A 22130-nucleotide genomic window follows, 5' to 3' on the forward strand; every position below is an offset into this window, starting at 1 on the left:
CACGGCCGAAATGTCGAGGTGATCCGTGCGGGCGGCAGAATCATGACCACTGTGCAGATTCGGGTACTGGGTGAGGTCGAGCTCTGGCGGGACGGCCGGCGGGTCGAATCGCTGGTCGGCAAGCAGCAGGCGCTGTTGTCGACCCTCCTCACCGCGCCCGGATTCTCGGTCAGCCAGGACTTCCTGATCGATCAGCTGTGGCCGGACAGTGATCTGGACGCGGCGACCGCGGCCCTGCACTCCTGCATCTACCGGGTCCGCAAGGCGATCGCCTCCGATGCGGTACGGCTCCGCCGGGAGGCCCGCAACTATCAACTCGAACTCGCTCCCGACGTCGTCGATCTGCAGCGGTTCGAGGCACTCACCGCCGCCGGCCGCGCCGCCCTGGACCACGGCGATCACCAGAGCGCAGCGAACCAGCTGCGGGCCGCGCTGGACTTGTGGCGCGGCGAATCCTTCTCCGGCGTCGATCTGCCCTCGGTCCGGGACCGGGCCCGGGCGGTGGACGAGACCCGGTTCGACGTCGCCGAGTGGTGGCTGAGCGCCGAACTGGCGCTCGGCCACAACGAGGAGGTCGGTCGGCAGGCGGCCGCGCTGATCGCCCGGAACCCGTTGCGGGAAAGGCTTTGGGAGCTGGAGCTGCTCGCGCTCTACCGGGCCGGCCGGCAGACCGTGGCCCTGGAGCGGTACGGGGAGCTGCGCCGGCAGCTGGCCGACGAGCTCGGCATCGACCCGTCGCCCTCGGTGCAGGAACTGCACCAGCAGATCCTGGCCGGTGCCGAGGAGTTGCGAGCCGAGCTGCCGGACCGGGCCGCCGAACGGCGCCCGGTCGCCGTACCCCGGCAGCTGCCCGCCGGGGTCGGCCGGTTCGTCGGCCGGGCCGCGCTGCTGGCCGAGCTGACCCGGCTGTCCGACCGGCCGCGGGTCACCGAGCCGCTGTTGGCGGTGATCACCGGGCCGGCCGGGATGGGCAAGACGACCCTTGCCGTGCATTGGGCGCACACGATCGCCGACGAGTACCCGGACGGCCAGCTCTACTTCAATCTGCAGGGATTCGACCCGTCCGGGCAGGTCCGGACGGTCGGCGAGGTGGCCCGCGGCTACCTGGTCGGGCTCGGGGTGCCGGCCGGTGAACTGCCGGCCGACGTCGATGATCAACTCGCGCTGTTCCGGACGATCACGGCCGACCGGGAACTCCTGATCATCCTGGACAACGCGCGCGATGCCGAGCAGGTCCGGCCGCTGCTGCCGTCCGGTCCGGGCTGCTGCGTCCTGATCACCAGCCGTGATCAACTCGGCGGGCTGGTCGCCACCGAAGGCGCCTGGACGCTACCGCTGTCGTTGCTGGAGGACGCGGAGTGCGAGGAACTGCTGGTCGGCCGGATCGGCGCCGATCGGGTCGCGGCGGATCGGCAGAGTGCGGCCATGATCATCGAGACCTGCGGCCGGTTGCCGCTGGCGCTGGCGATCGCCGCGGCCCGGGTGTCCAGCCGGCCGCAGCTGTCGCTGGCCGGTGCCGTCGAGTCGTTGTTCGATCCGCGGCGTGGCCTGGACGTGTTGGACGCCGGGACCGCGGTCGGCGACCTGCGGCAGGTCTTCTCGTGGTCGTACGCGACCCTGGATGCGGAGGCCGCGCGGTTGTTCCGGCTGCTCGGCGTCCATCCGGGCCCGGAGATCGGCAGCGGTGCGGTGGCCAGCCTGGCCGGCCGCCCGGCCGCCGAGGTGCCCCGGCTGTTGGACCGGCTCGTCGCCGCCAGCCTGATCACCGAGCACGAGCCCGGTCGCTACCAGCTGCACGACCTGCTGCGCCGCTACGCCGCGGAGCTGGCCGACCGGGTCGACGGGGCGACGGAACGACGGCAGGCCGAACTGCGGGTCCTTGATCATTATCTGCGGACGGCCGCCCGGTCGGTGGCCCTGGACGAGCCGTCCCGGCCGCCGATCGAGCTGCCGCCGCCGGAACCGGGCGTCACGCCGGAGGAACTCGACCACAACGACCTGCTGCGCTGGTGTCGGGCCGAGCACACCGTGCTGACCGCGGTCGTCTGTCGCGGGATCGAGCTCGGGGCCGACCGGGCGGCGTACGCCCTGGTCTGGGGCATCCGTACCTACCTGGCCACGATCCAGCCGCCGCTGCCCGACCTCGCGTTCAGCCGGGCAGCCCTGACCGCGGCGCAGCGGATGGGCGACCCGACGGCCGAGCTCGGTGCGCGCAGTTATCTGATGTACAACTACGCCGATCTCGGCCGGCTGGACGACGCGCTGCGGGAGGCCGAGATCGCCGGGGAACTCGCGGCCGAGCTGGACCGGCCCCGGGAGCGGGGCGTCGTCCTGATCGCCGCCGGTCACGTTCATTCCACCAAGACGGGCGACAAGGCCGACGAGCTGCCGTACAACCGGGAGGCCCTGTACTGGTTCCGGAAGGCCGGGTACACCCGCGGCGTGGCCTTCGCGCTGAACGCGCTCGGTGAGTCCGAGTTGTCCCGCGACAACGGGCCGGCCGCGCTGCAGCACTGCCTGGAGGCGGTGGAGACCTATGCGGGGGAGGGGGACGACGCCGGCCTCGGCGATCTGGTGGACACGCTCGCGGCGGCCTACGCCACGACGGGGGACCTCGACCTGGCGGTGACGACCTTCGACCGGGCCATCGAGCTGTACCACAGCGCCGGCTTCCACCGGGCCGCCGGCGACTCCTGGGTCCGGCTGGCCGGCTACTACGAGGAGGCCGACCGCTCGGCCGACGCGCTGCACGCCTACCGTCAGGCGCTGGCGATCTATCAGGAGACGGCACCGGACCGAGCCGACCAGATCCGGCGGCGGATGGTCAGCGCCGCGACGGTGCGCCGCCTGGGCGACCGGAGCCGTGCGTCCTGATCAACCCAGGGCGCGCAGCGCCTGATCGAGATCGGCCCAGAGATCGTCGACGTGCTCGACGCCGACGGACATCCTGATCAGGCCCTCCGGTACGGTCGGCAGCTCGCCGGCCCAGCGGCGGCGCCGTTCCAGCATCGACTCCACGCCGCCGAGGCTGGTCGCGAACACCCAGAGTCGCAGCGCCGCGATGAACCGGTCCGCGGTCGCGGCGTCGGCCAGCTCGATCGACAGCAGGCTGCCGAAACCGGGGTAGCGCACCTTCCGTACCGCAGGCTGCGAGGCCAACCGTTCGGCCAAGATCATCGCCGACGCCTGTGCCGCGTTCTGCCGGACCGGCAGCGTGCGCAGGCCGCGCAGCACCAGGTAGGTCTCCAGCGTTCCGGGTATCGCACCGCCGAGCTTGCGGCCGGCCTCCAGCCGGTCGTAATGATCATGATCATCGCGGTCCCGGACCACGACCGCGCCGAGCAGTGCGTCAGAATGGCCGGAGATGATCTTGGTCGCCGAGTGCAGCACCAGGTCGGCGCCGTCCCGCAACGGCTGCTGCAGCAGTGGCGAGGCGAAGGTGTTGTCCACCACCAGCACGGTGCGCGGATCGCGGCCGGCGGCGATCGCGGCCAGGTCGGCGACCTCCATCATCGGGTTCGTCGGCGACTCGAGCCAGATCACGTCGGCACTGCGGGCGGCGGCCAGGAACGCCTCGGTGTCGGCCGGGTCGGCCTCCCGGACCGTCCAGCCCTGCCGCAGCACCCGCTGCTCCATCGCCGCCGCGACGCCGAGATAGCAGTGGGCCGGGCGCAGCACGACGGTGCCGGGACCGAACAGATCCAGGATCGCGGCGGCCGCGGCCATCCCGGAGGAGTACGTCAGGCAGCGGCCGCCCTCGAGCTCGCCGATCGCCTGCTCCAGCGCCTGCCAGCCCGGATTGCCGTAACGGCCGTACCCGATCTCGGGCCCGTCGGTGCGCGGGCTGCCCACGTACGTCGCCGCCGGGGTCAACGGTGCGTTGAGCGGTGCGTCCGGGACGCGCTCCGGGCGCCCGGCGGTGACGGCGACGGTCTCGGGGCGCAGACGTGGCTGGCTCTCGGTCATGGCGACAGACTAGGAAGGACACGCCCAAGGCCCGGGCGCGGGGTGGACCGGCCGGGGTGGTCCTTGGGTAGGGTCGGCTCCGTTCAAGCATCGTAGGGAGAACCTGATGAGTGATGTCCTGACCCGGCCCCGGGTCGCGGTCGTGTTCGGCGGCGTCAGCAGCGAGCACAACGTGTCCTGCCTGACAGCGGCGGGCGTGCTGGGCGCGATCGACCGGGACGCGTACGACGTGATCGGCGTCGGCATCACCAAGACCGGCCGCTGGCTGGTCATGGAGCCGGAAGCCGTCGCGGCGCTCCAGGTCAGGGATCACCGGCTGCCGGAGCTGACCGAGTCCACCGCCGACGCGGTGCTGGTCCGCGGCAGCGCCGGCAGCGAGCTCGCGGTGCGCGACGAGAGCAGCGCGCTGGCCAAGGTCGGGCCGGTCGACGTGGCGTTCTCCCTGCTGCACGGGCCGTTCGGCGAGGACGGCACGATCCAGGGCCTGTTCGAGATGATGGGCACCCGCTATGTCGGGGCCGGGGTGCTGGCCAGCGCGGTCGGCATGGACAAGCACTACATGAAGCTGGTGCTGGCCGGCTCGGCGATCCCCGTCGGCCCGTACGCCGTCGTCACGCCGCACCAGTGGCGGACCGACCGGGTCGCGGCGCTGGAGGCGGTCGCCCCGCTGACGTACCCGCTCTATGTGAAGCCCGCCCGCGGGGGTTCCAGCCTGGGCATCAGCAAGGTCGACGACCCGAGCAAGCTGGAGGCCGCGATCGAACAGGCCCACGAGTTCGACCCCAAGGTGATCGTCGAGCAGGCATTCGTCGGGGCCCGCGAGCTCGAGTGCGGCGTGCTGGCGCAGGTCGACGGCGGCACCCCGCAGGCCAGCAAGATCGCCGAGATCCGGATGCACAACGAGTCCGGCTTCTACGACTTCGAGGCGAAGTACCTGCCCGAGGAGCAGGTCGACCTGGACGTGCCGGCCGACATCGAGCCGGCCCTCGCCGAGGAGATCCAGCGGCTCGCGGTCGAGACGTTCGAGGCGATCGGCTGCGAGGGACTGGCCCGGGTGGACGTGTTCGTCACGCCGGAGGGCCGGGTCGTGGTCAACGAGATCAACACGATGCCCGGGTTCACCGAGCACTCGATGTTCCCGCGGATGTGGGCCGCCAGCGGCGTCAGCTATCCGGAACTGGTCGACCGGCTGATCCGGCTCGGCCTGGAGCGCCCGCTCGGCCTGCGCTGACCACCCGGCACGGCTCGCCATGACGCAGTCTCGGGGGCCGGTGAAGTCGGCCGACCGGGCCCTGGCCGCGATCGACCTGGTCGCGTCGCTCGGGTCGGCGAGCTTCGCCGAGATCGCGGAGGCGCTGCAACTGCCCCGGTCCAGTGCGCACGGCCTCCTCGGCACCCTGGTCGACGCCGGCTGGCTGGACGTGTCGGCGGAGCCGCGGCGGTACCGGCTCGGGCTGCACGCGTGGCAGATCGGGCAGCGCTACGACGGGCACCGGCTGTTGCTGGAGAAGGCCAAGCCGCTGATGGACGCCCTGGTCGGCGCGACCGGCGAGACCGTGCAGCTGGCCCGCCTGGACGGCGTGGAGAACGTCTACATCGGGATCAGCCTGTCGCCGAACCCGATGCGGATGGCCTCCTCGGTGGGAATGCGGCTGCACGCGCATGCGACCGGGATCGGCAAGGCGCTGCTCAGCGTGCTCGACGAGGACGATGCCCGGGCCCGGCTGGAGTCCGTGGTGCTGCCTCAGCTGACCCCGCGGACCCTGACCGACGTCCAGGAGATCCTGGCCGCCGTCGCGCGGGCTCGCGAAGTGGGGTTCGCGACCGACGACGAGGAGTTCGTGGCCGGGTGCCGGTGCGTCGCCGTACCGCTGACGACCGAGCGGGAGACCGGGATCGCCTCCGCGTTGAGCCTGACCATGCCGACGTCGCGTACGGACGGCTCGTGGCCGCACGGCCTCTATCCGCCGCTCCGCGACGCCGCCCAGGCGATCCGGGAGCAGCTCGGACTGACCGGCGCCCTGTCGCCCTGACCCCGTTGTTGCGAGGCGCCCTCCGTTGTGGCACCATCTGCCGATTTCACATTGATGAACCCAGATTCACATCCGTGAACAGCTCTGGAGATCGACGGAGATTCCTATGACCACGACGTCGACGGCGACCCTCGCGCCCGTCATCCGCAAGGTGACAGCACGGCTCATCCCGATCCTGCTGATCATGTACATCCTGGCCTTCCTGGACCGGTCCAACCTCGGTTTCGCCAAGGCCTCGTTCCAGGCGGACACCGGCCTGTCCAATGCCGCGTACGCCCTCGGTGCCGGGATCTTCTTCCTCGGCTACGCGGTGCTCGAGGTGCCGAGCAACCTGCTGATGCGGCGGGTCGGCGCCAAGGCCTGGCTGGCCCGGATCATGATCAGCTGGGGCATCGTCTCGGCGCTGATGATGTTCGCCACCAACGAGCCGTCCTTCTACCTGCTGCGGGTGCTGCTCGGCATCACCGAGGCCGGATTCTTCCCGGGCGTGATCTACTACCTGACCCACTGGATCCCGGTCGAGCACCGGGCCCGGGTGAACGGGCTGTTCTACTTCGGGGCGCCGCTGGCGTTCATCTTCGGCGGGCCGCTGTCCGGCCTGCTGCTCGATCTCGACGGGCTCGGCGGGTTGCACGGCTGGCAGCTGATGTTCTTGATCACCGGCCTGCTCACGATCATCGTCGGCATCGTGGTGATCAGCTATCTGCCGAACGGGCCGAAGGACGCTCGCTGGCTGTCCGATGCCGAGCGGACGACGCTGCTCGCGGCGATGGACTCCGAGGACGACGCAAAGCAAGATCATTCTCCGCGCGGTGCGCTGCGAGCACTGGCGAATCCGGGAGTGCTCTACTTCAGTGCCATCTACCTGACGATCCAGATGGCCGTGTACGGCGTCACGTTCTACCTGCCGACCCAGGTGGCCGGCGTGGTCGGTCAGGACGTCGGGTTCCAGGTCGGCCTGCTCACCGGCGCGGTCTGGACGCTGGCGCTCGTCGGCGTCGTCGTGGCGACCCGGATCGCCGACCGGACCGGGCAGCGCCGGGTGGTGGCGGCCGTGTCGCTCGGCCTTGCAGCGTTGGGCATCCTGCTGTCAGTGACGCTGTCCCAGCCGGTGCTCGTGCTGCTGTCGCTGGCCGTCGGGGCGGCCGGATTCATCGCCGTCCAGCCGGTGTTCTGGACCCTGCCGACCTCGTTCCTGGTCGGTGCCGCCGCCGCGTCCGGGATCGCCTTGATCAACTCGGTCGGCAGCCTGGGCGGCTTCCTGGCGCCGATCGTGAAGAACTGGGCCGACGGCGTCTGGGGTGCCAGCGGCGGATCGATCACGTTGGCGATCATCGCGGCCGTCGGCGCCGTGCTGATCGCGGTCAGTCACTTCGTCTCCGCGGGAGTCCGTACGATCGCGGAACGCCGAGAGAACATGGAGGAGCGTCGATGAAAGCGTTGCGGCTGGAGGAGATCGGGCGGCTCGAGGTGGTCGACCTGCCCGATCCGGAGCCGGGTCCGGGCGAGGTCCGACTCAGGATCGTCGCGACCGGGATCTGCGGGTCGGACCTGCACGGGTTCACCGGGGAGAACGGACGGCGGCATCCCGGCCAGGTGATGGGCCACGAGGCGGTCGCCGTGGTCGACGCGGTCGGTGCCGGGGTGGAGGGCCTCGCGGTCGGGTCGCCGGCGACGTTCAACCCGGTGGTGCTGCCGGAAGCTGATCTTGAGGCCTTCGCCGGGCGGGAGCAGCTGTCACCGGGCAAGCAGGTGATCGGAGTGGCCCGCGAGATCGTCGCGGCCTTCGCGCAGTTGATCATCGTGCCGGCCCGCAACGTGGTGCCGCTGCCGGACTCGATGCCGATCGAGCTGGGCGCTCTGGTCGAGCCGCTCGCGGTCGCGGTGCACGCGGTGCGCCGGGCCGGTGCGTCGGCCGGCGACCGGGTGCTGGTCGTCGGCGGTGGGCCGATCGGCCAGTCGGTGGTGCTGGCGCTGCAGATGGCCGGCGTGGAGCGGATCGCGGTGACCGAGCTGGCTTCGTCGCGCCGGGCCCTGGTCGAACGGCTCGGGGCTTCGTCGCTGGACGCGGCGTCGGCGGACGCGGCGGCGGTCGCCTCGGCGCTGGGCGGGCCGGCCGACGTGGCGATCGACGCGGTCGGGGTCGAGCCGACGGTCCGGCTGGCCCTGGAGGCGACCCGGCTCGGCGGCACGGTGTGCCTGGTCGGGATGGGATCACCGAAGCTCGGCCTGGACGCCTACCTGGTCAGCACGGGGGAGCGGGCCCTGGTCGGCAGCTTCACGTACACGGCGCAGGACTTCGCCGATGCCGCCGCCTGGATCGGTCAGGCCCCGGCGCAGGCCGCGGAGTTGATCTCCCGGGTGGTGCCGCTGGCCGACGGTCCGGCCGCCTTCGTCGAGTTGGCCGGGCATGCTGACGTACCCGGAAAGATCTTGGTCCGGTTGGACGAGGAGGGACAGCGATGACGCAGCCGACGATCCGCGAGGTGCGTGCGACCACGGTTCGCGGCAAGGGCGCGGACTACCATGATCAATCCGGTTACCACTGGATCGATGATCACATCGCCACGCCGATGGCGGTCTATCCGGAGTACCGGCAGTCGCGGCAGTCGTTCGGACTGAACGTGCTCGGCACGCTGGTGGTGGAGATCGAGGCGAGCGACGGCACCGTCGGGTTCGCGGTCACCACCGGCGGTGAGATCGGCGCCTGGATCGTGGAGAAGCACCTGGCCCGGTTCCTGGAAGGGCGGCCGGTCACCGACCTGGAACGGATCTGGGACCAGCTGTACCGCTCGACGCTCTACTACGGCCGCCGGGGCGTGGTGCTGAACACGATCTCCGGTGTCGATCTTGCCCTGTACGACCTGCTGGGCCGGTTGCGCGGCGAGCCGGTCTATGCGCTGATCGGCGGGCCGGTGCGTGACGAGCTGCAGTTCTACGCGACCGGCGCCCGGCCCGACATCGCCCAGCAGCTCGGCTTCATCGGCGGCAAGATGCCGCTGCACCACGCGCCGGCCGAGGGACAGCAGGGCTTCGTCGACAACGTGGCCGAGCTGGCCGACATGCGGTCCCGGGTCGGCGACGACTTCTGGCTGATGTGGGACTGCTGGATGTCGCTCGACGTGGAGTACGCGACCCGGCTCGCGCACGCCGCCGCCGAGCACAAGCTCAAGTGGATGGAGGAGGCGCTGATCCCGGACGACTACTGGGGTTACGCGCAGCTGAAGCGGCAGGCGCCGCCCGGGATGTTGATCACCAGCGGCGAGCACGAGGCGACCCGGTGGGGCTTCCGGCAGCTGCTGGAGACCGGCGTCGACATCATCCAGCCGGACGTCAACTGGTGCGGCGGGATCACAGAGTTGATCAAGATCTCGGCGCTGGCCGATGCTCACGGCACCATGGTCGTGCCGCACGGTTCGTCGGTGTACTCCTACCACTTCGTGGTGACCCGGACGAACAGCCCGTTCGCCGAGTTCCTGATGATGCACGAGACCGCCGAGGAGGTGGTGCCGATGTTCACGCCGCTGCTGCTGAACGAGCCGGTGCCGGTGAACGGGCGGCTGCGGGTGCCGGAGACGCCGGGCTTCGGCGTCGAACTCAACCCGGAGGTGCCGCGGGAGCGTCCGTACACGCATTGATCATGACGAGGGCGTGCCCTAGCAACCGCCGCGGTCCGGGTCGTGCTCGGTGATCACCGCAGCCAGGTCGATCAAGGCGTCGCCCGGAGGCTGGTAGCGCCCGGGCACCCGGACCTCGATCAGCGCGTCCCGGCCGATCGCGGTGAAGATCGCGCCACCGTCGGCCTCCTCGGGAAACCAGTCGACGCCGTTGGCGGTGAAACAGGTGACCCCGGCCACCATGGCAGCGGGCCGTTCGACGCCGCACCGGAAGGTGATCGTCGGGGAGCCCCAGGCGGCGGCGTAGCGGCCGGGGGTCACGTCTCGCCGGGGCTGCCCGAGCACCTGGTGCGGCAGGGCGGACATCACCGCGTCGCAGGCCGCGGCCGCGGGTCCCGTCGGGGCCGGCTCGTCGAGGGCGACGGTCTGCGTGCAGCCGGCCGCGAGCAGGAGCAGCGCCGCACCGAGACCGAGCCGGCGCAGACGTACGGGCTTCAGCTGGGCCCCGCGGTTCAGATGTGGACGACCGGGCAGGTGACGGTGCGGGTGATCCCCTCGACGACCTGCACCTTGGCCACCACGAGTTGGCCGAGCTCGTCGACGTTGGCCGCCTCGGCCCGGACGATCACGTCGTAAGGTCCCGTCACGTCCTCGGCCAACGTCACCCCCGGGATCGTTCCGATCTTGGCGGCGACCTCGGCGGCCTTCCCGACATTGGTCTGCACCAAGATGTATGCCTGTACCACCATCGCGTCGGTCTCCTTGTCACTCTGCTCCAGACCGGCCGCGATCTAGGAAGCAGCGCCGCCGGATGCCGCCACGGTACAGCGTTGGCGGTTGGGCCCGCGACCGGCGGGTGCCGGAAGCCGGATTGTCGAGGAAAGCCGAGGAAGCGAACGAATGAGCGAGCCAACGATCGGGGAGTTGGGCGAGTTCGGGTTGATCGAGCTGATCACTGCCGACCTGCCGGAGGCACCGGACCTGGTGATCGGGCCCGGCGACGACGCCGCGGCGATCACGCTGGACCCGCCGGTGCTGGCGACGACCGATGTCCTGGTCGAGAACGTGCACTTCCGCCGGGCCTGGTCCACCGGGACCGACCTCGGTCGGAAGGCGATCGCGGTCAACGTCGCCGACATCGAGGCGATGGGCGGCCGGGCGGTCGCCGTGACCCTCGCCCTGTCGGCTCCGCCGGACACGCCGGTCGCCTGGGCGCGCGAGTTCGCCGCCGGGGTCCGGGCCGAATGCGTCGCGGCGGGCGTCGCGCTGGCCGGCGGCGACATCACCGGAGCCGGCGAACTCGTCGTCTCCGTCACTGCGCTCGGCGTGACCGACGGCCGGGCGCCGGTACGCCGGGACGGTTGCCGGGCCGGCGACGTGGTCGCGGTGCGCGGCAGGCTGGGCTGGGCCGCCGCCGGGCTGGTCGTCCTCGGCCGCGGGTTCCGATCACCACGGGTCGTCGTCGAGGCGCAGCGGGCGCCCGAGGTGCCGTACGGGGCCGGGGCCCAGGCCGCCCGGGCCGGAGCCACCGCGATGATCGACGTCTCCGACGGTCTGCTCGCCGACCTCGGCCACCTGGCCCGGGCCTCCGGCGTGACCATCGACGTGACCACCGCCGCGTTCGAGATCCCGGAGCCGCTGCAGGCCGTCGCCGCCGCCACCGGCACCGACCCGCTCCGCCTCGTCCTCACCGGCGGCGAGGACCATGCCCTCGCCGCAACCTTCCCCGATTCCGGCGCGGTTCCGGAAGGCTGGCTCGTCGTCGGAGCCGTACGGGACGGTGAGCCGGCCGTCCTCGTCGACGGCGAGCCCTGGCCCGACGACGACCAGGGCTGGAAGCACTTCTAGAACCCGCCGACCGGTCACAACAGCAGGCGTTCGGACGGCGTGTCGCTGCAGAAGTGACGTGTCGGCGCAGTGGAGCGGGGGTCGCCCGGGACGGGCGGCCGGTCCGTGGTCGGGCCGTCCGGTCGGCGGCCATCGGGCCGCGGTCGGGCCCGGGTCGAGTCGTCCACTCGGCGTGTGGCCGTGTCAGCGTGTGGTTCGGCGGGGACGCTGGCTGGGGTCGCGGGGCGTGCCGAGGAAGAGGGGGAGGCCGCCGTGCCAGTCGGGGGCCTGGCCGGCCAGGAGCTGGGTCGGGGTCTGGCCGGAGATGGTGCGGCACTCACGGGACAGGTGGGCCTGGTCGGCGTAGCCGGTCTCGGCGGCGAGCTCCGCGAGCTGGGCGGACGGGCGGCTGCGGGCCAGGCGCATGAAGCGTTGCAGCCGGAGGATCGAGCGAAGGGTGGCCGGGCCGTACCCGAAATGGCGCTGGCTGCGCCGCTCCAACTGCCGCTCGGTGATCGAGGTCTCCGCCGCGAGGTCGCTGATCCGCCAGTTCCGGCCGGCCAGGGCCTGGCCGATCCGGCCGGCCCACGGGTCGGTGTCATCCGTTCGCCGGCGCAGTTCGCGGGCGAGGTCCTCCAGTACGGCGACCCGGGCGGTCGCATCGGGCGCCTCGTCCAGCTGGGCGGTCACGGTACGGCCGAGCTGGGCGCCGGCGAGATCGGCCAGCCCGGCGCGACGGTTCCGCAGCTCGTTCAGCGAGGTCCGGAACAGATCGGCGACCAGGCCCGGCCGGAACCGGATCCCGACCGATCTCGTACCCGGCGGCAGGGTGAAGGTCCAGGCGCTGGTGTCCGGGCCGCACAGGACCACGCCGGCGCCGTCCAGCCACATCAGGTCGACGCAGCCGTCCGGCACCAGGCGGTGGGTGCCCTCGATCTCGGCGGTCCAGGAACAGACCAGCCGTTCGGCCAGATCCGGGGCCACCGCCCGAGGCACGTACCAACCCATGATTCGAACACTAACCCCAGCCACTGACGCCGGGCGGCGTGTACCGGGCGCCGCGGAGGTCCCGATCGCGTAGGCTCGCGACCATGGCGACCCGCGCGTCTTCCCCGTCGCGGTCTCGGACCACCAGCGGTTCCCGCTCCGGTTCGAACTCGCGGTCGAGCGGAAGCAAGAAACAGTCGGCGAGCAAGAGCCAGTCGACGAGAATGAGGAACGTGCCCGGAAAGTCCTCGGCACGGTCCCGTTCCGGACGAGGTTCGGCTCGGAGCCGGCAACCACAGCGTAGGTCGCTGCCCCAGGTGATCGGTGGCGGCCTGGCGTCGCTGTGGCTCGGCATCGCCCGCGGGCTCGGCAACGGCATCCGGCGGATCGGCAACGACGCTCGCGAGCTCGATCCGGAGCTCCGGCGCGACGGCGTCGGGCTCTTCCTGGTCGGGGTCGCGGTGATCCTGGCGGCCCAGTTCTGGTTCGGGCTGCCGGAACCGGTCGGCCCGGTGATCAAGGTCGGTGTGACCAGCGTGATCGGCACGCTGGCGTACGCCGCTCCGCTGCTCTTCGGCCTGATGGCCTGGCGCACCCTGCGCCGCCCGGACCGCAACGGACCGGCCGGCCGCCAGATGATCGGCTGGTCGGCGATCCTGCTCGGTCTGCTCGGGCTGATCAACGTCGCCAAGGGGCTGCCGCGGACCGACAAGCCGGAACTGCTGCGCGAGGCCGGCGGCATCCTCGGCTACATCTCCTCGACCCTGCTGGCGGACCTGCTCACCGTGTGGGTGGCGGTGCCGCTGCTGGTGCTGCTGCTGTTGTTCGGCCTGATCGTCGTGATCGGGATCCCGCTGCACCAGTTGCCGGATCGGGTCCGGTCGCTGCGCGAGTTCATGCAGCGGCCCGGCGACGACGATGACGAGGACGACGTCGCGTACGGCAGCGAGGAGCCGTACGAATCCGTCCTGACCATCGAGGCCGAGCCGGCCCCGGCCGGCGAACTGACCACCGGCCGCAAGCCGAGCCCGCAACCGGAACCCGAACCGGACGAGTTCGGCGCCGACGAGCCGACGGTGATCGTCGACGAGCCGGGCGACCGCAAGCCGGTCACGGCCGGCCTGCCGCCCGGCGTGACGGTGCACGGCGAAGATCAGGAACTCGAACCGCCGATGCACACGCCGATCCCGCAGCGGGTCGAGCAGCTGCAGCTGTCCGGCGACGTGCAGTACCTGCTGCCGGACTCCGAGGTGCTCAAGCAGGGCAGTGTGCACAAGGCGCGGACCGAGGCGTCCGATTCGGTGGTGCACCGGCTGACCGGCGTCCTGCAGCAGTTCGAGATCGACGCGAAGGTGACCGGCTACACGCGCGGCCCGACCGTCACCCGGTACGAGGTCGAGCTGGGCCCGGCGGTGAAGGTGGAGAAGGTCACCGCGCTGTCCAAGAACATCTCCTACGCCGTGGCCAGCAATGAGGTCCGGATCCTGTCGCCGATTCCGGGCAAATCGGCGATCGGCATCGAGATCCCCAACACGGACAAGGAAGTCGTCTCGCTCGGCGACGTGCTGCGGTCCAACCAGGCCCGCAATGATCAACATCCGATGACGGTCGCGCTGGGCAAGGACGTCGAGGGCGGTTTCGTGACGGCCAACCTGGCCAAGATGCCGCACCTGCTGGTGGCCGGTGCGACCGGTTCCGGCAAGTCCAGCTTCATCAACTCGATCATCACGTCGATCATGATGCGGGCCACGCCGGACGAGGTGCGGATGATGCTGGTCGATCCCAAGCGGGTCGAGCTGACCGCGTACGAGGGCATCCCGCATCTGGTCACCCCGATCATCACCAACGCCAAGAAGGCGGCCGAGGCGCTGCAGTGGGTGGTCCGCGAGATGGACCTGCGCTACGACGACCTGGCCGCGTTCGGCTTCCGGCACGTGGACGACTTCAACAAGGCGGTACGGGCCGGCAACGTCACCCCGCCCGAGGGGTCGGAGCGGGTCATCACCGCGTACCCGTATCTGCTGGTGATCGTCGACGAGCTCGCCGACCTGATGATGGTCGCGCCGCGCGACGTCGAGGACTCGATCGTCCGGATCACCCAGCTGGCCCGGGCCGCCGGCATCCACCTGGTGCTGGCCACCCAGCGGCCGTCCACCGACGTCGTCACCGGTCTGATCAAGGCCAACGTCCCGAGCCGGCTGGCGCTGGCCACCTCGTCGATGACCGACTCGCGGGTGATCATGGACCAGCCCGGCGCGGAGAAGCTGGTCGGGCAGGGCGACGCGCTGTTCCTGCCGATGGGTTCGAGCAAGGCGATCCGGATCCAGGGCTCCTGGGTCAGCGAGACCGAGGTCCGTTCGGTGGTCAAGCACGTCACCGAGCAGCTCAAGCCGGTCTACCGCGAGGACGTCACCGAGAAGCCGGAGAGCAGCACCAAGGTCGCCGAGGACATCGGTGATGATCTTGAACTGGTCCTGCAGGCGGTCGAGCTGGTGGTCAACCTGCAGCTCGGCTCGACCTCGATGCTGCAGCGCAAGCTCCGGGTCGGGTTCGCCAAGGCCGGCCGGTTGATGGACATCCTGGAGACCCGCGGAGTCGTCGGTCCCTCGGAGGGTTCGAAGCCGCGCGAGGTGCTGGTCAAGCCGGACGATCTCGAAGCCGTGATGGAGAATCTCAGGTCCTCCTGACCGGATCGCGCCCCGCGCGGTGGCGTGCGGGGCGGCGCCCGGCTCAGTAGGCTGCGGCGGATGTATTACATCGACTTCCTGACCGAGGTCCATCGTCGGCACCGTCCGGGTGCCTACCTGGAGATCGGTGTCGCCAGCGGCAAGAGTCTCCGGCTGGCCGAGTGCCGGGCGGTCGGGATCGATCCCGCCTTCGCGATCACGGCCCCGCTGGACAACGACGTCGCCGTGTTCCGGACCACCAGCGACGAGTACTTCAATCGCCCGGATCCCTTGCAGGCCACGGGAGGACAGCCGTTCGAGCTGTCCTTCATCGACGGCCTGCACCTGTTCGAGTTCGCGTTGCGCGACTTGATCAACGCCGAGCGCACCTCGAGCCCGCACGGCGTGATCATCATCGACGACATGTTCCCGCGTACGGTCGACGAGGCGGCCCGGGTCCGGCACACCGATGCCTGGACCGGCGACGTGTTCTGGATCATCGACGTGCTGGCGAAATACCGGCCCGGCCTGACCGTCGTCGGCGTCGACACGCGGCCGACCGGGCTGCTGCTCGTGTTCGGCCTCGACCCGTCCGACACCACGCTGGCCGATCACTACGACGAGATCCTGGCCGACTACCGCCGGGCCGATCCGCAGCCGGTGCCGGATCAGGTGCTGCAGCGCTCGATCGTGTTCCCGGCCGATCGGCTGCTCGAGTCCGAGTTGATCGAGGCGACCCGGTCGGCCGAGACGCCGGCCGCGATCCAGGCGAACCTGCAGCGGGTGGCTGAGGCTCGCCTGGGCGCCGACTTCGTCACGGCGTGAGGATCCGCGTCACGGCTTGATCAACCGGCGGATCCGTCGGTAGACGGCCTTGGCGGTCCGCGGGGCGGTCAGCACCGGAGCCGACCCGGCCGGTCCGACCGGCTTGACCGAGGCCGGCTTCGGCGCCACGGCCGGTGGCGGCGTGGTCGGCTTCGCGACCGCAGCCTTCGGCGGTACGGCACCAGCCGGCGCCTTCGGCGGGACCGCGGCCGGGCGGGGGATCACCTGCATCCGGCCGATCGGCGAGACGTCGAGCAGCAGCTCCAGCGGCGTCCGCGCCGTACCGAACCGGGTGGACAGCTGGACCCGGCCGCTGAGTCCGGAGACGTACGCCTCGAGCACGGCGACGCCGCCCTGTTCGACGATCCGGGCCGGCACCCGGAGGCCGCCCAGCCCGATCTCGCCGGCGAGCTCCGTACCCGGTTCGGCGACGATCCGGGGGAGGGTGAGCCGGAGCAGGGTGCCGCGGGCCGAGTCGGTGATGCTCGCGTCGCCGGCGTCGGCCTGCTGGACCAGGCTGGCCCGGACACAGCCGACGTCGAGATGCAACCGGTCGTCGATGGTGACGACGCCGACCGGTCGGCCGTCGAGCACCGCGCCGCTCGGGGCGCCGCCCCGGAGCGGGGCCTGGGCCCGGATCCCGACCGCGACCAGGTCGCCGTACAGCTGATAGATCGCGGCCTCCAGCGGCCGGCCGTCCCAGCCGGACCGGGGATCGAGTTCGACCTCCAGCCGGACCCCGCGGGAGCCCGCGGCGTCGCCGGCGCTGAGCCACTGGGTGCGGGCGGGCAGGATCAACTCGGTTCCGGCGGCCGGCTCGCGGACCCGGAGCACGCCCGCCGGGGCGGGATCGTCCGCGGTCAGCCCGGACACCCGGCCGGTCGCCTCGATCTGCAGCCGGCCGTCGGACCAGCGCAGCGTCGGCCGGTCCCAGGTCAGGCTCACCGGCGGGTGCGCGGCGTCCAGCCTGCGCAGTCGTTCGGCGACGCCGCCGGTCAGCAGCGACGGGTCGGCCACCGGGCCGGGCTGCCAGCGGCCCCGCCCACGCAGATCGAGGGCGGGATAGCCGGCCAGGACCACGACCGCCGGTTCCGCGGCCAGCAGCGGCCCGCGCTCACCGGGCAGGACAGCCACCGGGGCCGCCGCCGCGAGGCCGCGCCGGATCAACAGCGCCGGCTCCCGTACGGCCGCGGCCCGGAGCTCGTCGTCGGAGGCGACCAGACCGAACACCACGGGGTCGGTGAACGCGCCGGCCAGCCCCACCGAGCGGCCGACCACCAGGTCCCCTTCCGGGGCTCGGTCGGCCAGCAGCTCCAGCGAGCGGGGGAGCAGCCGGTCCTCGGGCCGCACCGCCAGCACCCAATGGCCGGTGGCGCGCCGGATCGCGGCCGCGGCGAGCTCGGCCTCCGACGTCGCGGTCTCGTCGGCGACGATCGCGAGATTGGGGCGTCGGCCGGCGCTCACGGTCGTCCCGATCGCGTCCGGCCCGGCCGAGGCGGGGACCGCGACGACGACCTCGAACTCGTCCAGCCGCAGCGACTGGCGGTCCAGCGAGCCGAGCAGGCCGGCCAGGTCGGCCGGCTCGGCGACAGGCACGATCACACTGACTCTTGGTGTTCTTGTTCCGTTCACCTCAGGTGTCATGCCGCCTCATCCTGGCAGGACCCGCGGTGGATCGACAGCGCGAACCACCGCGGGCCCTGAGGTTGGGCCCTCCGTCAGCAGGATTCCAGCGGCGTCGCGTCGACGAGTCCGTACTCGCTGCGGGCGTCCAGCAGCAGCGGGATCAGACCGCGGGCCGGCTGCCCGAGCGGCACCAGCCGGTCCCCGTCGGCCGCTTGCGACGTGATCCCGTGCAGGGCCAGCGTCGGCTTCAGCTGCTCGTACTGCGCGCCGGTCAGCCGATAGCCGCACATCGGGTGCGGCTCCACCTGGTCGGCGTCGGTCGGGATCATGTCGTCCTGGCCGCCGAAGTAGATCACGCCGGAGCCCTCGGCACCGGCCTCGGTCTGGCGTTCGGCCGCCGCGGCGGTCTCGGTGATCAACCGGTCACGCTGCTCCTCGACCAGCTGGATGCTGCCCAGCGCGCTGTTGTAGTTGACCGTGACCCGGCGCCGGTTCAGCAGCGCGGGGTCGTCCTCCTCGGCGTCGTTCAGCGGTGCGTTCGCGGTCTCGCTGAGCATCCCGACGATGTTGGCCAACCCGGCGTAGTTGCGCAGGATCCTGGCCTGGCCGTCGCCGGCGACCTGCAGGTACGGTTCGCCGTCCTTGATCAACTGGCCGTAGACGCCGGACGTGTAGCCGAGCGAGGTGACCTGCGCGGACGCGTACTCCTCGCTCATCTCCCGGGCCAGGTCGTGGATGCCTGCATCGACGTTGCGGTTGCGCGGCCACAGATGCAGCAGATCGGTCTCGTAGTGCTCCCGCGGGCCGTACTCGTGCAGGTCGTTCAGCACGTCCGGCTTCCAGTCCCGGATCACCTCGAGCACCGCTCGCGCCTCCGGCGTCGCCGCGGCCAGGTAGTCCCGGTTCACGTCGGTCCCGTCGGCGTTGCCCCGGGTGTCGGCGACCCAGCCGTCCGGGTTGGCGTTGACGAACAGCACCGTGGTGCGCTCCAGGAACCGGGTCACGGCGGCGTCGGCGCTCAGCGCGAGGTCGCGGGCCAGCTGCAGGCAGGCCTCCCGGCCGGACGGCTCGTCGCCGTGCACCGAGCAGACGAACAGTGCGACCGAACCCTGCGCGGCCTCGGCGACCGGCTTCGGCTTCGGTGCCCCGACCGAGACCAGCTGCAGCGGGCGGCCCTCGGTGGTACGGCCGATGTTCTCGACCTTCACCCGGTCGCTGGCCGAGTCCAGCGAGCGGTAGTAGCGCAGGCTCTGCGGGTGGCTGGTCCAGCTCGCCCCGTTCGACTTCTCGAACGGGGTCGGCAACTGGTCGCGGGGCGTGTCGGCGAGGGCCTGGGCGAGCGGCCGGTCGGAGCCGGCGCCAGGGTTGGGTTCCGCCTGGGCCGAGACGGCGACGGCGGTGGTGAGCAGGGCCGCAGTGGTGACGGCGGCGAGGACGAATCTGGGCTTCATGATGCGGGATCCCCTTCGCAGATGGGTACGGCGATGGACGCCAGCCAATGTCCTCCCGCCGAGCCGTGTCAATGGCCGCGCCGGGGGTGCCGATCGAGGATGCAGGACCGAGTGCCGGGCGCTGTCATACTGGTCCGGTCATGACTGCAGACGCTCTCACCTCGGTTCACCTGATCACCCTCGGCTGTGCTCGGAACGAGGTCGACTCCTCCGAACTGGCGGCCCGCCTCGAGGTCGGCGGCTTCCGCCTGGTCGACGACCCCGAGGCCGCGGACGCGGTGATGGTGAACACCTGCGGGTTCATCGAGGCGGCCAAGAAGGACTCCGTCGACACGTTGCTCGCCGCCGCCGATCTGAAGACCGAGGGCAAGGCGCAGGCCGTCGTCGCGGTCGGCTGCATGGCCGAGCGGTACGGCAAGGAGCTAGCCGACTCGCTGCCGGAGGCCGACGCGGTGCTCGGCTTCGACGACTACGCATCGGTGGCCGAGCGGCTGCAGTCGATCCTGTCCGGCAATCAGCACCAGGCGCACGTGCCGCGGGACCGGCGCACCCTGCTGCCGATCTCGCCGGTGGACCGGCAGGCCGCAGCGGGCGGTGCCGCGATCCCGGGCCACGCCCCGGTCGCGCCGGACCTGCCGACCGGCCTGGCCCCGGCCAGTGGTCCGCGGGTGGTCCGGCGGCGGCTGGACGGCGCGCCGTCGGCGCCGCTGAAGCTGGCCTCGGGCTGCGATCGCCGCTGCACCTTCTGCGCGATCCCGTCGTTCCGCGGCGCGTACGTGTCGCGGACGCCGGACGAGATCGTCGCGGAGGCGCGCTGGCTGGCCGAGAACGGTGTCCGGGAGGCGTTCCTGGTCAGTGAGAACTCGTCCTCGTACGGCAAGGATCTGGGCGACATCCGCCTGCTGGAGCGGCTGCTCGGCGACCTGGCCGCCGTGGACGGGCTGGACTGGGTCCGGGTGTCGTACCTGCAGCCGGCCGAGACCCGGCCGACGCTGGTCCAGGCGATGGCCGGCACGCCGGGCGTGGTGCCGTACTTCGATCTGTCGTTCCAGCACGCCTCGGCGCCGGTACTGCGCCGGATGCGCCGGTTCGGCCACGCGGAGACCTTCCTGGGCCTGATCGAGTCGATCCGGGCGCTGGCCCCGCAGGCCGGGATCCGCAGCAACGTGATCGTCGGCTTCCCGGGCGAGACCGAGGACGACGTCCAGGTCCTGTCGGACTTCCTGATCGCGGCCGGCCTGGACGCCATCGGCGTCTTCGGCTACTCCGACGAAGAGGGTACGGAAGCGGCCGGCTTCGACGGCAAGCTCAGCGAGGACGAGATCGAGGACCGGCGGAACCGGCTGACCGACCTGGCCGACGAGCTGGTCGCGGCCCGGGCCGAGGAGCGGATCGGCGAGTCGGTCCGGGTGCTGATCGAGGAGGTCGCCGACGGCGAGGTGGTCGGTCGGTCCGAGCACCAGGGCCCGGAGGTGGACGGTGCGACGACCGTCACCGGGCTGGCCGACGCGCGGCCCGGCATGATCGTCTCGGCGACCGTGGTGGCGACCGACGGGGTCGATCTGATCGCCGATGCCGGTGAGCCGGCGTGACCACCGATCCGCCGGACGAGGCCCGCGAGGCCTCTCCGTGGAACGTGCCGAACGCCCTGACGGTGTTCCGGATCGTCCTGGTCCCGGTCTTCGCCTGGATGCTGCTGGCTCATCCCGCCGAGGCCGGCTGGCGGATCGCGACGACACTGGCGTTCGCGGTCGCCATCGGCACCGACTGGATCGACGGCTACCTGGCCCGTAAGTACAAGATCGTCACCAGCTTCGGCAAGCTGGCCGACCCGATCGCCGACAAGGCTCTGACCGGGATGGCGTTCATCGGGCTGTCGATCATCGGCGAGCTCTGGTGGTGGGTGACCATCGTGATCCTGGTCCGGGAGTGGGGGATCACGATCATGCGCTTCGTCATGCTGCGGTACGGGGTGATGGCGGCCGGTCGCGGCGGCAAGATCAAGACCGTCGTCCAGGCCGCGGCGTTGATCATCGCCCTGTTGCCGCTGCCCGGCTGGGCGCTGCCGATCTCCTGGACCGTGATGGGCGCGGCCCTGGTGCTCACGGTGATCACGGGCATCGACTACGTCCTGGAGGCTCGCCGGCTGCGGACGGCCGGGAAGCCGGCCGGGTGACCGAGCGGCCGGAACAGCTGGCCGCGGCGGTGATCGCCCGGCTGACCGAGCTCGGGGCGACCCTGGCCACCGCCGAGTCGCTGACCGGCGGCTCGATCGGCGCTCTGCTGACCGGAGTTCCGGGTGCCTCGCTGGCGTACCGCGGCGGGCTGATCGTGTACGCGACCGACCTCAAGGCCTCCCTGGCCGGCGTCGCCGCCGAGACCCTGGTCCGGGAGGGCGCCGTCGCCGAGAGCACCGCCGCCGAACTCGCGTCCGGTGCCGCCGACCGGTGCGGCGCGACCTGGGGGCTGTCCGCGACCGGCGTGGCCGGGCCGGATCGGCAGGAGGGCCATCCGGCGGGCACCGTGTTCGTCGGGCTGGCCGGGCCGGATCGGCCGGCCGAGGTGCGCGGGCTTGCGCTGACCGGGGACCGGGCCGCGATCCGCCGGCAGACCTGCGAAGCGGCGCTGGAGCTGCTGCTCGAGCGCCTGACCGGACTCGACCCGACGTCGAACTGAACCGGCCCTCCGGTCCGATCTCGATCAAGTGCGGTCGATTCCGGTCACGATCTCGGAATGCGGGCGGCTCGCGTGGTGTTCGGGAGTGGTGTGCGTGAGTTGTCGGACGGGGTGGGTAGAGTTTCGGTATGCGACCGGAGGATTCGTTGAGGCCAGTGCTGATGCGCGAGTTGATCGGCGAGTCCTTGCGTGAGGAACGGGTCACGCAGGGCAAGACGTTGCGCGAGGTCTCCAAGGAGGCCCGGGTGAGCCTGGGCTACCTGTCCGAGGTCGAGCGCGGCCAGAAGGAGGCGTCCAGCGAGTTGCTGGCGTCGATCTGCGGCGCCCTGGAACTCCCGCTCTCCGTCGTGCTCGGCACCGTGAGCGAGAAGATGGCCCGCCAGGAACTGCTGGCCAAGGTCCCGACGATCCGCCCGGTGGCGAGCGTCGCGGCCGCCTGAGCCGCCTGAACGTCCC

The 22130-nt window shown here is 71.5% G+C and carries 19 protein-coding genes; 13 read left to right on the plus strand and 6 right to left on the minus strand.

All coding sequences use genetic code 11. The annotated features are described in order from the left end of the window. Positions 1–51 precede the first annotated feature (51 nt). Positions 52–2874 (plus strand): AfsR/SARP family transcriptional regulator, encoded by a 2823-nt coding sequence (locus tag AC6CCG_RS16420; protein WP_496655664.1) that lies wholly within the window; start codon positions 52–54, stop codon positions 2872–2874. Here AC6CCG_RS16420 and AC6CCG_RS16425 read toward each other — a convergent pair whose 3' ends face one another. Further along, a complete protein-coding gene (locus AC6CCG_RS16425; RefSeq protein ID WP_496655665.1) occupies positions 2875–3966 on the minus strand; it encodes a trans-sulfuration enzyme family protein in 1092 nt (363 codons plus the stop codon). A gap of 118 nt (positions 3967–4084) precedes the next feature. On the opposite strand from AC6CCG_RS16425, the gene AC6CCG_RS16430 reads away from it, so the two are divergent. The 5 genes from AC6CCG_RS16430 (at position 4085) to rhmD (ending at position 9637) form a co-directional block, all read left to right on the plus strand. Further along, complete coding sequence (locus tag AC6CCG_RS16430; protein ID WP_496656274.1) at positions 4085–5197, plus strand: D-alanine--D-alanine ligase family protein; 1113 nt, start codon at positions 4085–4087, stop codon at positions 5195–5197. A gap of 19 nt (positions 5198–5216) precedes the next feature. Next, positions 5217–5999: an IclR family transcriptional regulator gene (locus AC6CCG_RS16435; protein WP_496655666.1), complete on the plus strand. Its 783-nt coding sequence runs from the start codon at positions 5217–5219 to the stop codon at positions 5997–5999. A 106-nt stretch (positions 6000–6105) separates the two neighbouring features. Continuing rightward, on the plus strand, positions 6106–7434 hold the full coding sequence (locus tag AC6CCG_RS16440) for an MFS transporter (protein ID WP_496655667.1): 1329 nt from the start codon (positions 6106–6108) through the stop codon (positions 7432–7434). Then, the gene (locus AC6CCG_RS16445; protein ID WP_496655668.1) at positions 7431–8465 is read left to right on the plus strand and encodes a zinc-dependent alcohol dehydrogenase; all 1035 of its coding nucleotides are present in this window, start codon (positions 7431–7433) and stop codon (positions 8463–8465) included. The genes AC6CCG_RS16440 and AC6CCG_RS16445 overlap by 4 nt, the downstream gene beginning before the upstream one ends. Then, positions 8462–9637, plus strand: a complete 1176-nt coding sequence (rhmD, locus tag AC6CCG_RS16450) for an L-rhamnonate dehydratase (RefSeq protein ID WP_496655669.1) — start codon at positions 8462–8464, stop codon at positions 9635–9637. The genes AC6CCG_RS16445 and rhmD overlap by 4 nt, the downstream gene beginning before the upstream one ends. An 18-nt stretch (positions 9638–9655) precedes the next feature. On the opposite strand, the gene AC6CCG_RS16455 is transcribed toward rhmD, so the two are convergent. Both AC6CCG_RS16455 and AC6CCG_RS16460 read right to left on the minus strand, forming a co-directional pair. Next, positions 9656–10150, minus strand: coding sequence for a DUF3515 domain-containing protein (locus tag AC6CCG_RS16455; RefSeq protein WP_496656275.1), 495 nt, complete (start codon positions 10148–10150; stop codon positions 9656–9658). After that, positions 10129–10365 carry an Lrp/AsnC family transcriptional regulator gene (locus AC6CCG_RS16460; protein ID WP_496655670.1) on the minus strand — a complete coding sequence of 79 codons (237 nt, stop codon included), beginning with the start codon at positions 10363–10365 and terminating at the stop codon, positions 10129–10131. The genes AC6CCG_RS16455 and AC6CCG_RS16460 overlap by 22 nt, the downstream gene beginning before the upstream one ends. Positions 10366–10516: 151 nt before the next feature. Here AC6CCG_RS16460 and AC6CCG_RS16465 point away from each other — a divergent pair, with 151 nt between their 5' ends. After that, positions 10517–11464 carry a thiamine-phosphate kinase gene (locus AC6CCG_RS16465; protein ID WP_496655671.1) on the plus strand — a complete coding sequence of 316 codons (948 nt, stop codon included), beginning with the start codon at positions 10517–10519 and terminating at the stop codon, positions 11462–11464. A 183-nt stretch (positions 11465–11647) separates the two neighbouring features. On the opposite strand, the gene AC6CCG_RS16470 is transcribed toward AC6CCG_RS16465, so the two are convergent. After that, positions 11648–12451 carry a helix-turn-helix domain-containing protein gene (locus AC6CCG_RS16470; RefSeq protein ID WP_496655672.1) on the minus strand — a complete coding sequence of 268 codons (804 nt, stop codon included), beginning with the start codon at positions 12449–12451 and terminating at the stop codon, positions 11648–11650. A gap of 83 nt (positions 12452–12534) precedes the next feature. Between AC6CCG_RS16470 and AC6CCG_RS16475 the strand changes: the two genes are divergently transcribed. After that, positions 12535–15117, plus strand: coding sequence for a DNA translocase FtsK (locus tag AC6CCG_RS16475; protein ID WP_496655673.1), 2583 nt, complete (start codon positions 12535–12537; stop codon positions 15115–15117). 60 nt (positions 15118–15177) lie between these two features. Beyond that, positions 15178–15921: a class I SAM-dependent methyltransferase gene (locus AC6CCG_RS16480; protein ID WP_496655675.1), complete on the plus strand. Its 744-nt coding sequence runs from the start codon at positions 15178–15180 to the stop codon at positions 15919–15921. 9 nt (positions 15922–15930) lie between these two features. Here AC6CCG_RS16480 and AC6CCG_RS16485 read toward each other — a convergent pair whose 3' ends face one another. Beyond that, the gene (locus AC6CCG_RS16485) at positions 15931–17517 is read right to left on the minus strand and encodes a hypothetical protein (protein WP_496655676.1); all 1587 of its coding nucleotides are present in this window, start codon (positions 17515–17517) and stop codon (positions 15931–15933) included. A 122-nt stretch (positions 17518–17639) separates the two neighbouring features. Further along, positions 17640–18998: a M14 family zinc carboxypeptidase gene (locus AC6CCG_RS16490; RefSeq protein WP_496655677.1), complete on the minus strand. Its 1359-nt coding sequence runs from the start codon at positions 18996–18998 to the stop codon at positions 17640–17642. Between the two features lie 140 nt (positions 18999–19138). On the opposite strand from AC6CCG_RS16490, the gene rimO reads away from it, so the two are divergent. The 4 genes from rimO (at position 19139) to AC6CCG_RS16510 (ending at position 22114) form a co-directional block, all read left to right on the plus strand. Beyond that, positions 19139–20590 (plus strand): 30S ribosomal protein S12 methylthiotransferase RimO, encoded by a 1452-nt coding sequence (gene rimO, locus AC6CCG_RS16495; RefSeq protein WP_496655678.1) that lies wholly within the window; start codon positions 19139–19141, stop codon positions 20588–20590. Next, on the plus strand, positions 20587–21174 hold the full coding sequence (gene pgsA, locus AC6CCG_RS16500) for a CDP-diacylglycerol--glycerol-3-phosphate 3-phosphatidyltransferase (protein WP_496655679.1): 588 nt from the start codon (positions 20587–20589) through the stop codon (positions 21172–21174). Before rimO ends, pgsA begins: the two co-directional genes overlap by 4 nt. Continuing rightward, complete coding sequence (locus tag AC6CCG_RS16505; protein WP_496655680.1) at positions 21171–21674, plus strand: CinA family protein; 504 nt, start codon at positions 21171–21173, stop codon at positions 21672–21674. The genes pgsA and AC6CCG_RS16505 overlap by 4 nt, the downstream gene beginning before the upstream one ends. 128 nt (positions 21675–21802) lie before the next feature. Continuing rightward, the gene (locus AC6CCG_RS16510; protein ID WP_179758207.1) at positions 21803–22114 is read left to right on the plus strand and encodes a helix-turn-helix domain-containing protein; all 312 of its coding nucleotides are present in this window, start codon (positions 21803–21805) and stop codon (positions 22112–22114) included. The last annotated feature ends 16 nt before the right edge of the window (positions 22115–22130 follow it).

This window comes from Microlunatus sp. YIM B11417 (genome assembly GCF_059617205.1).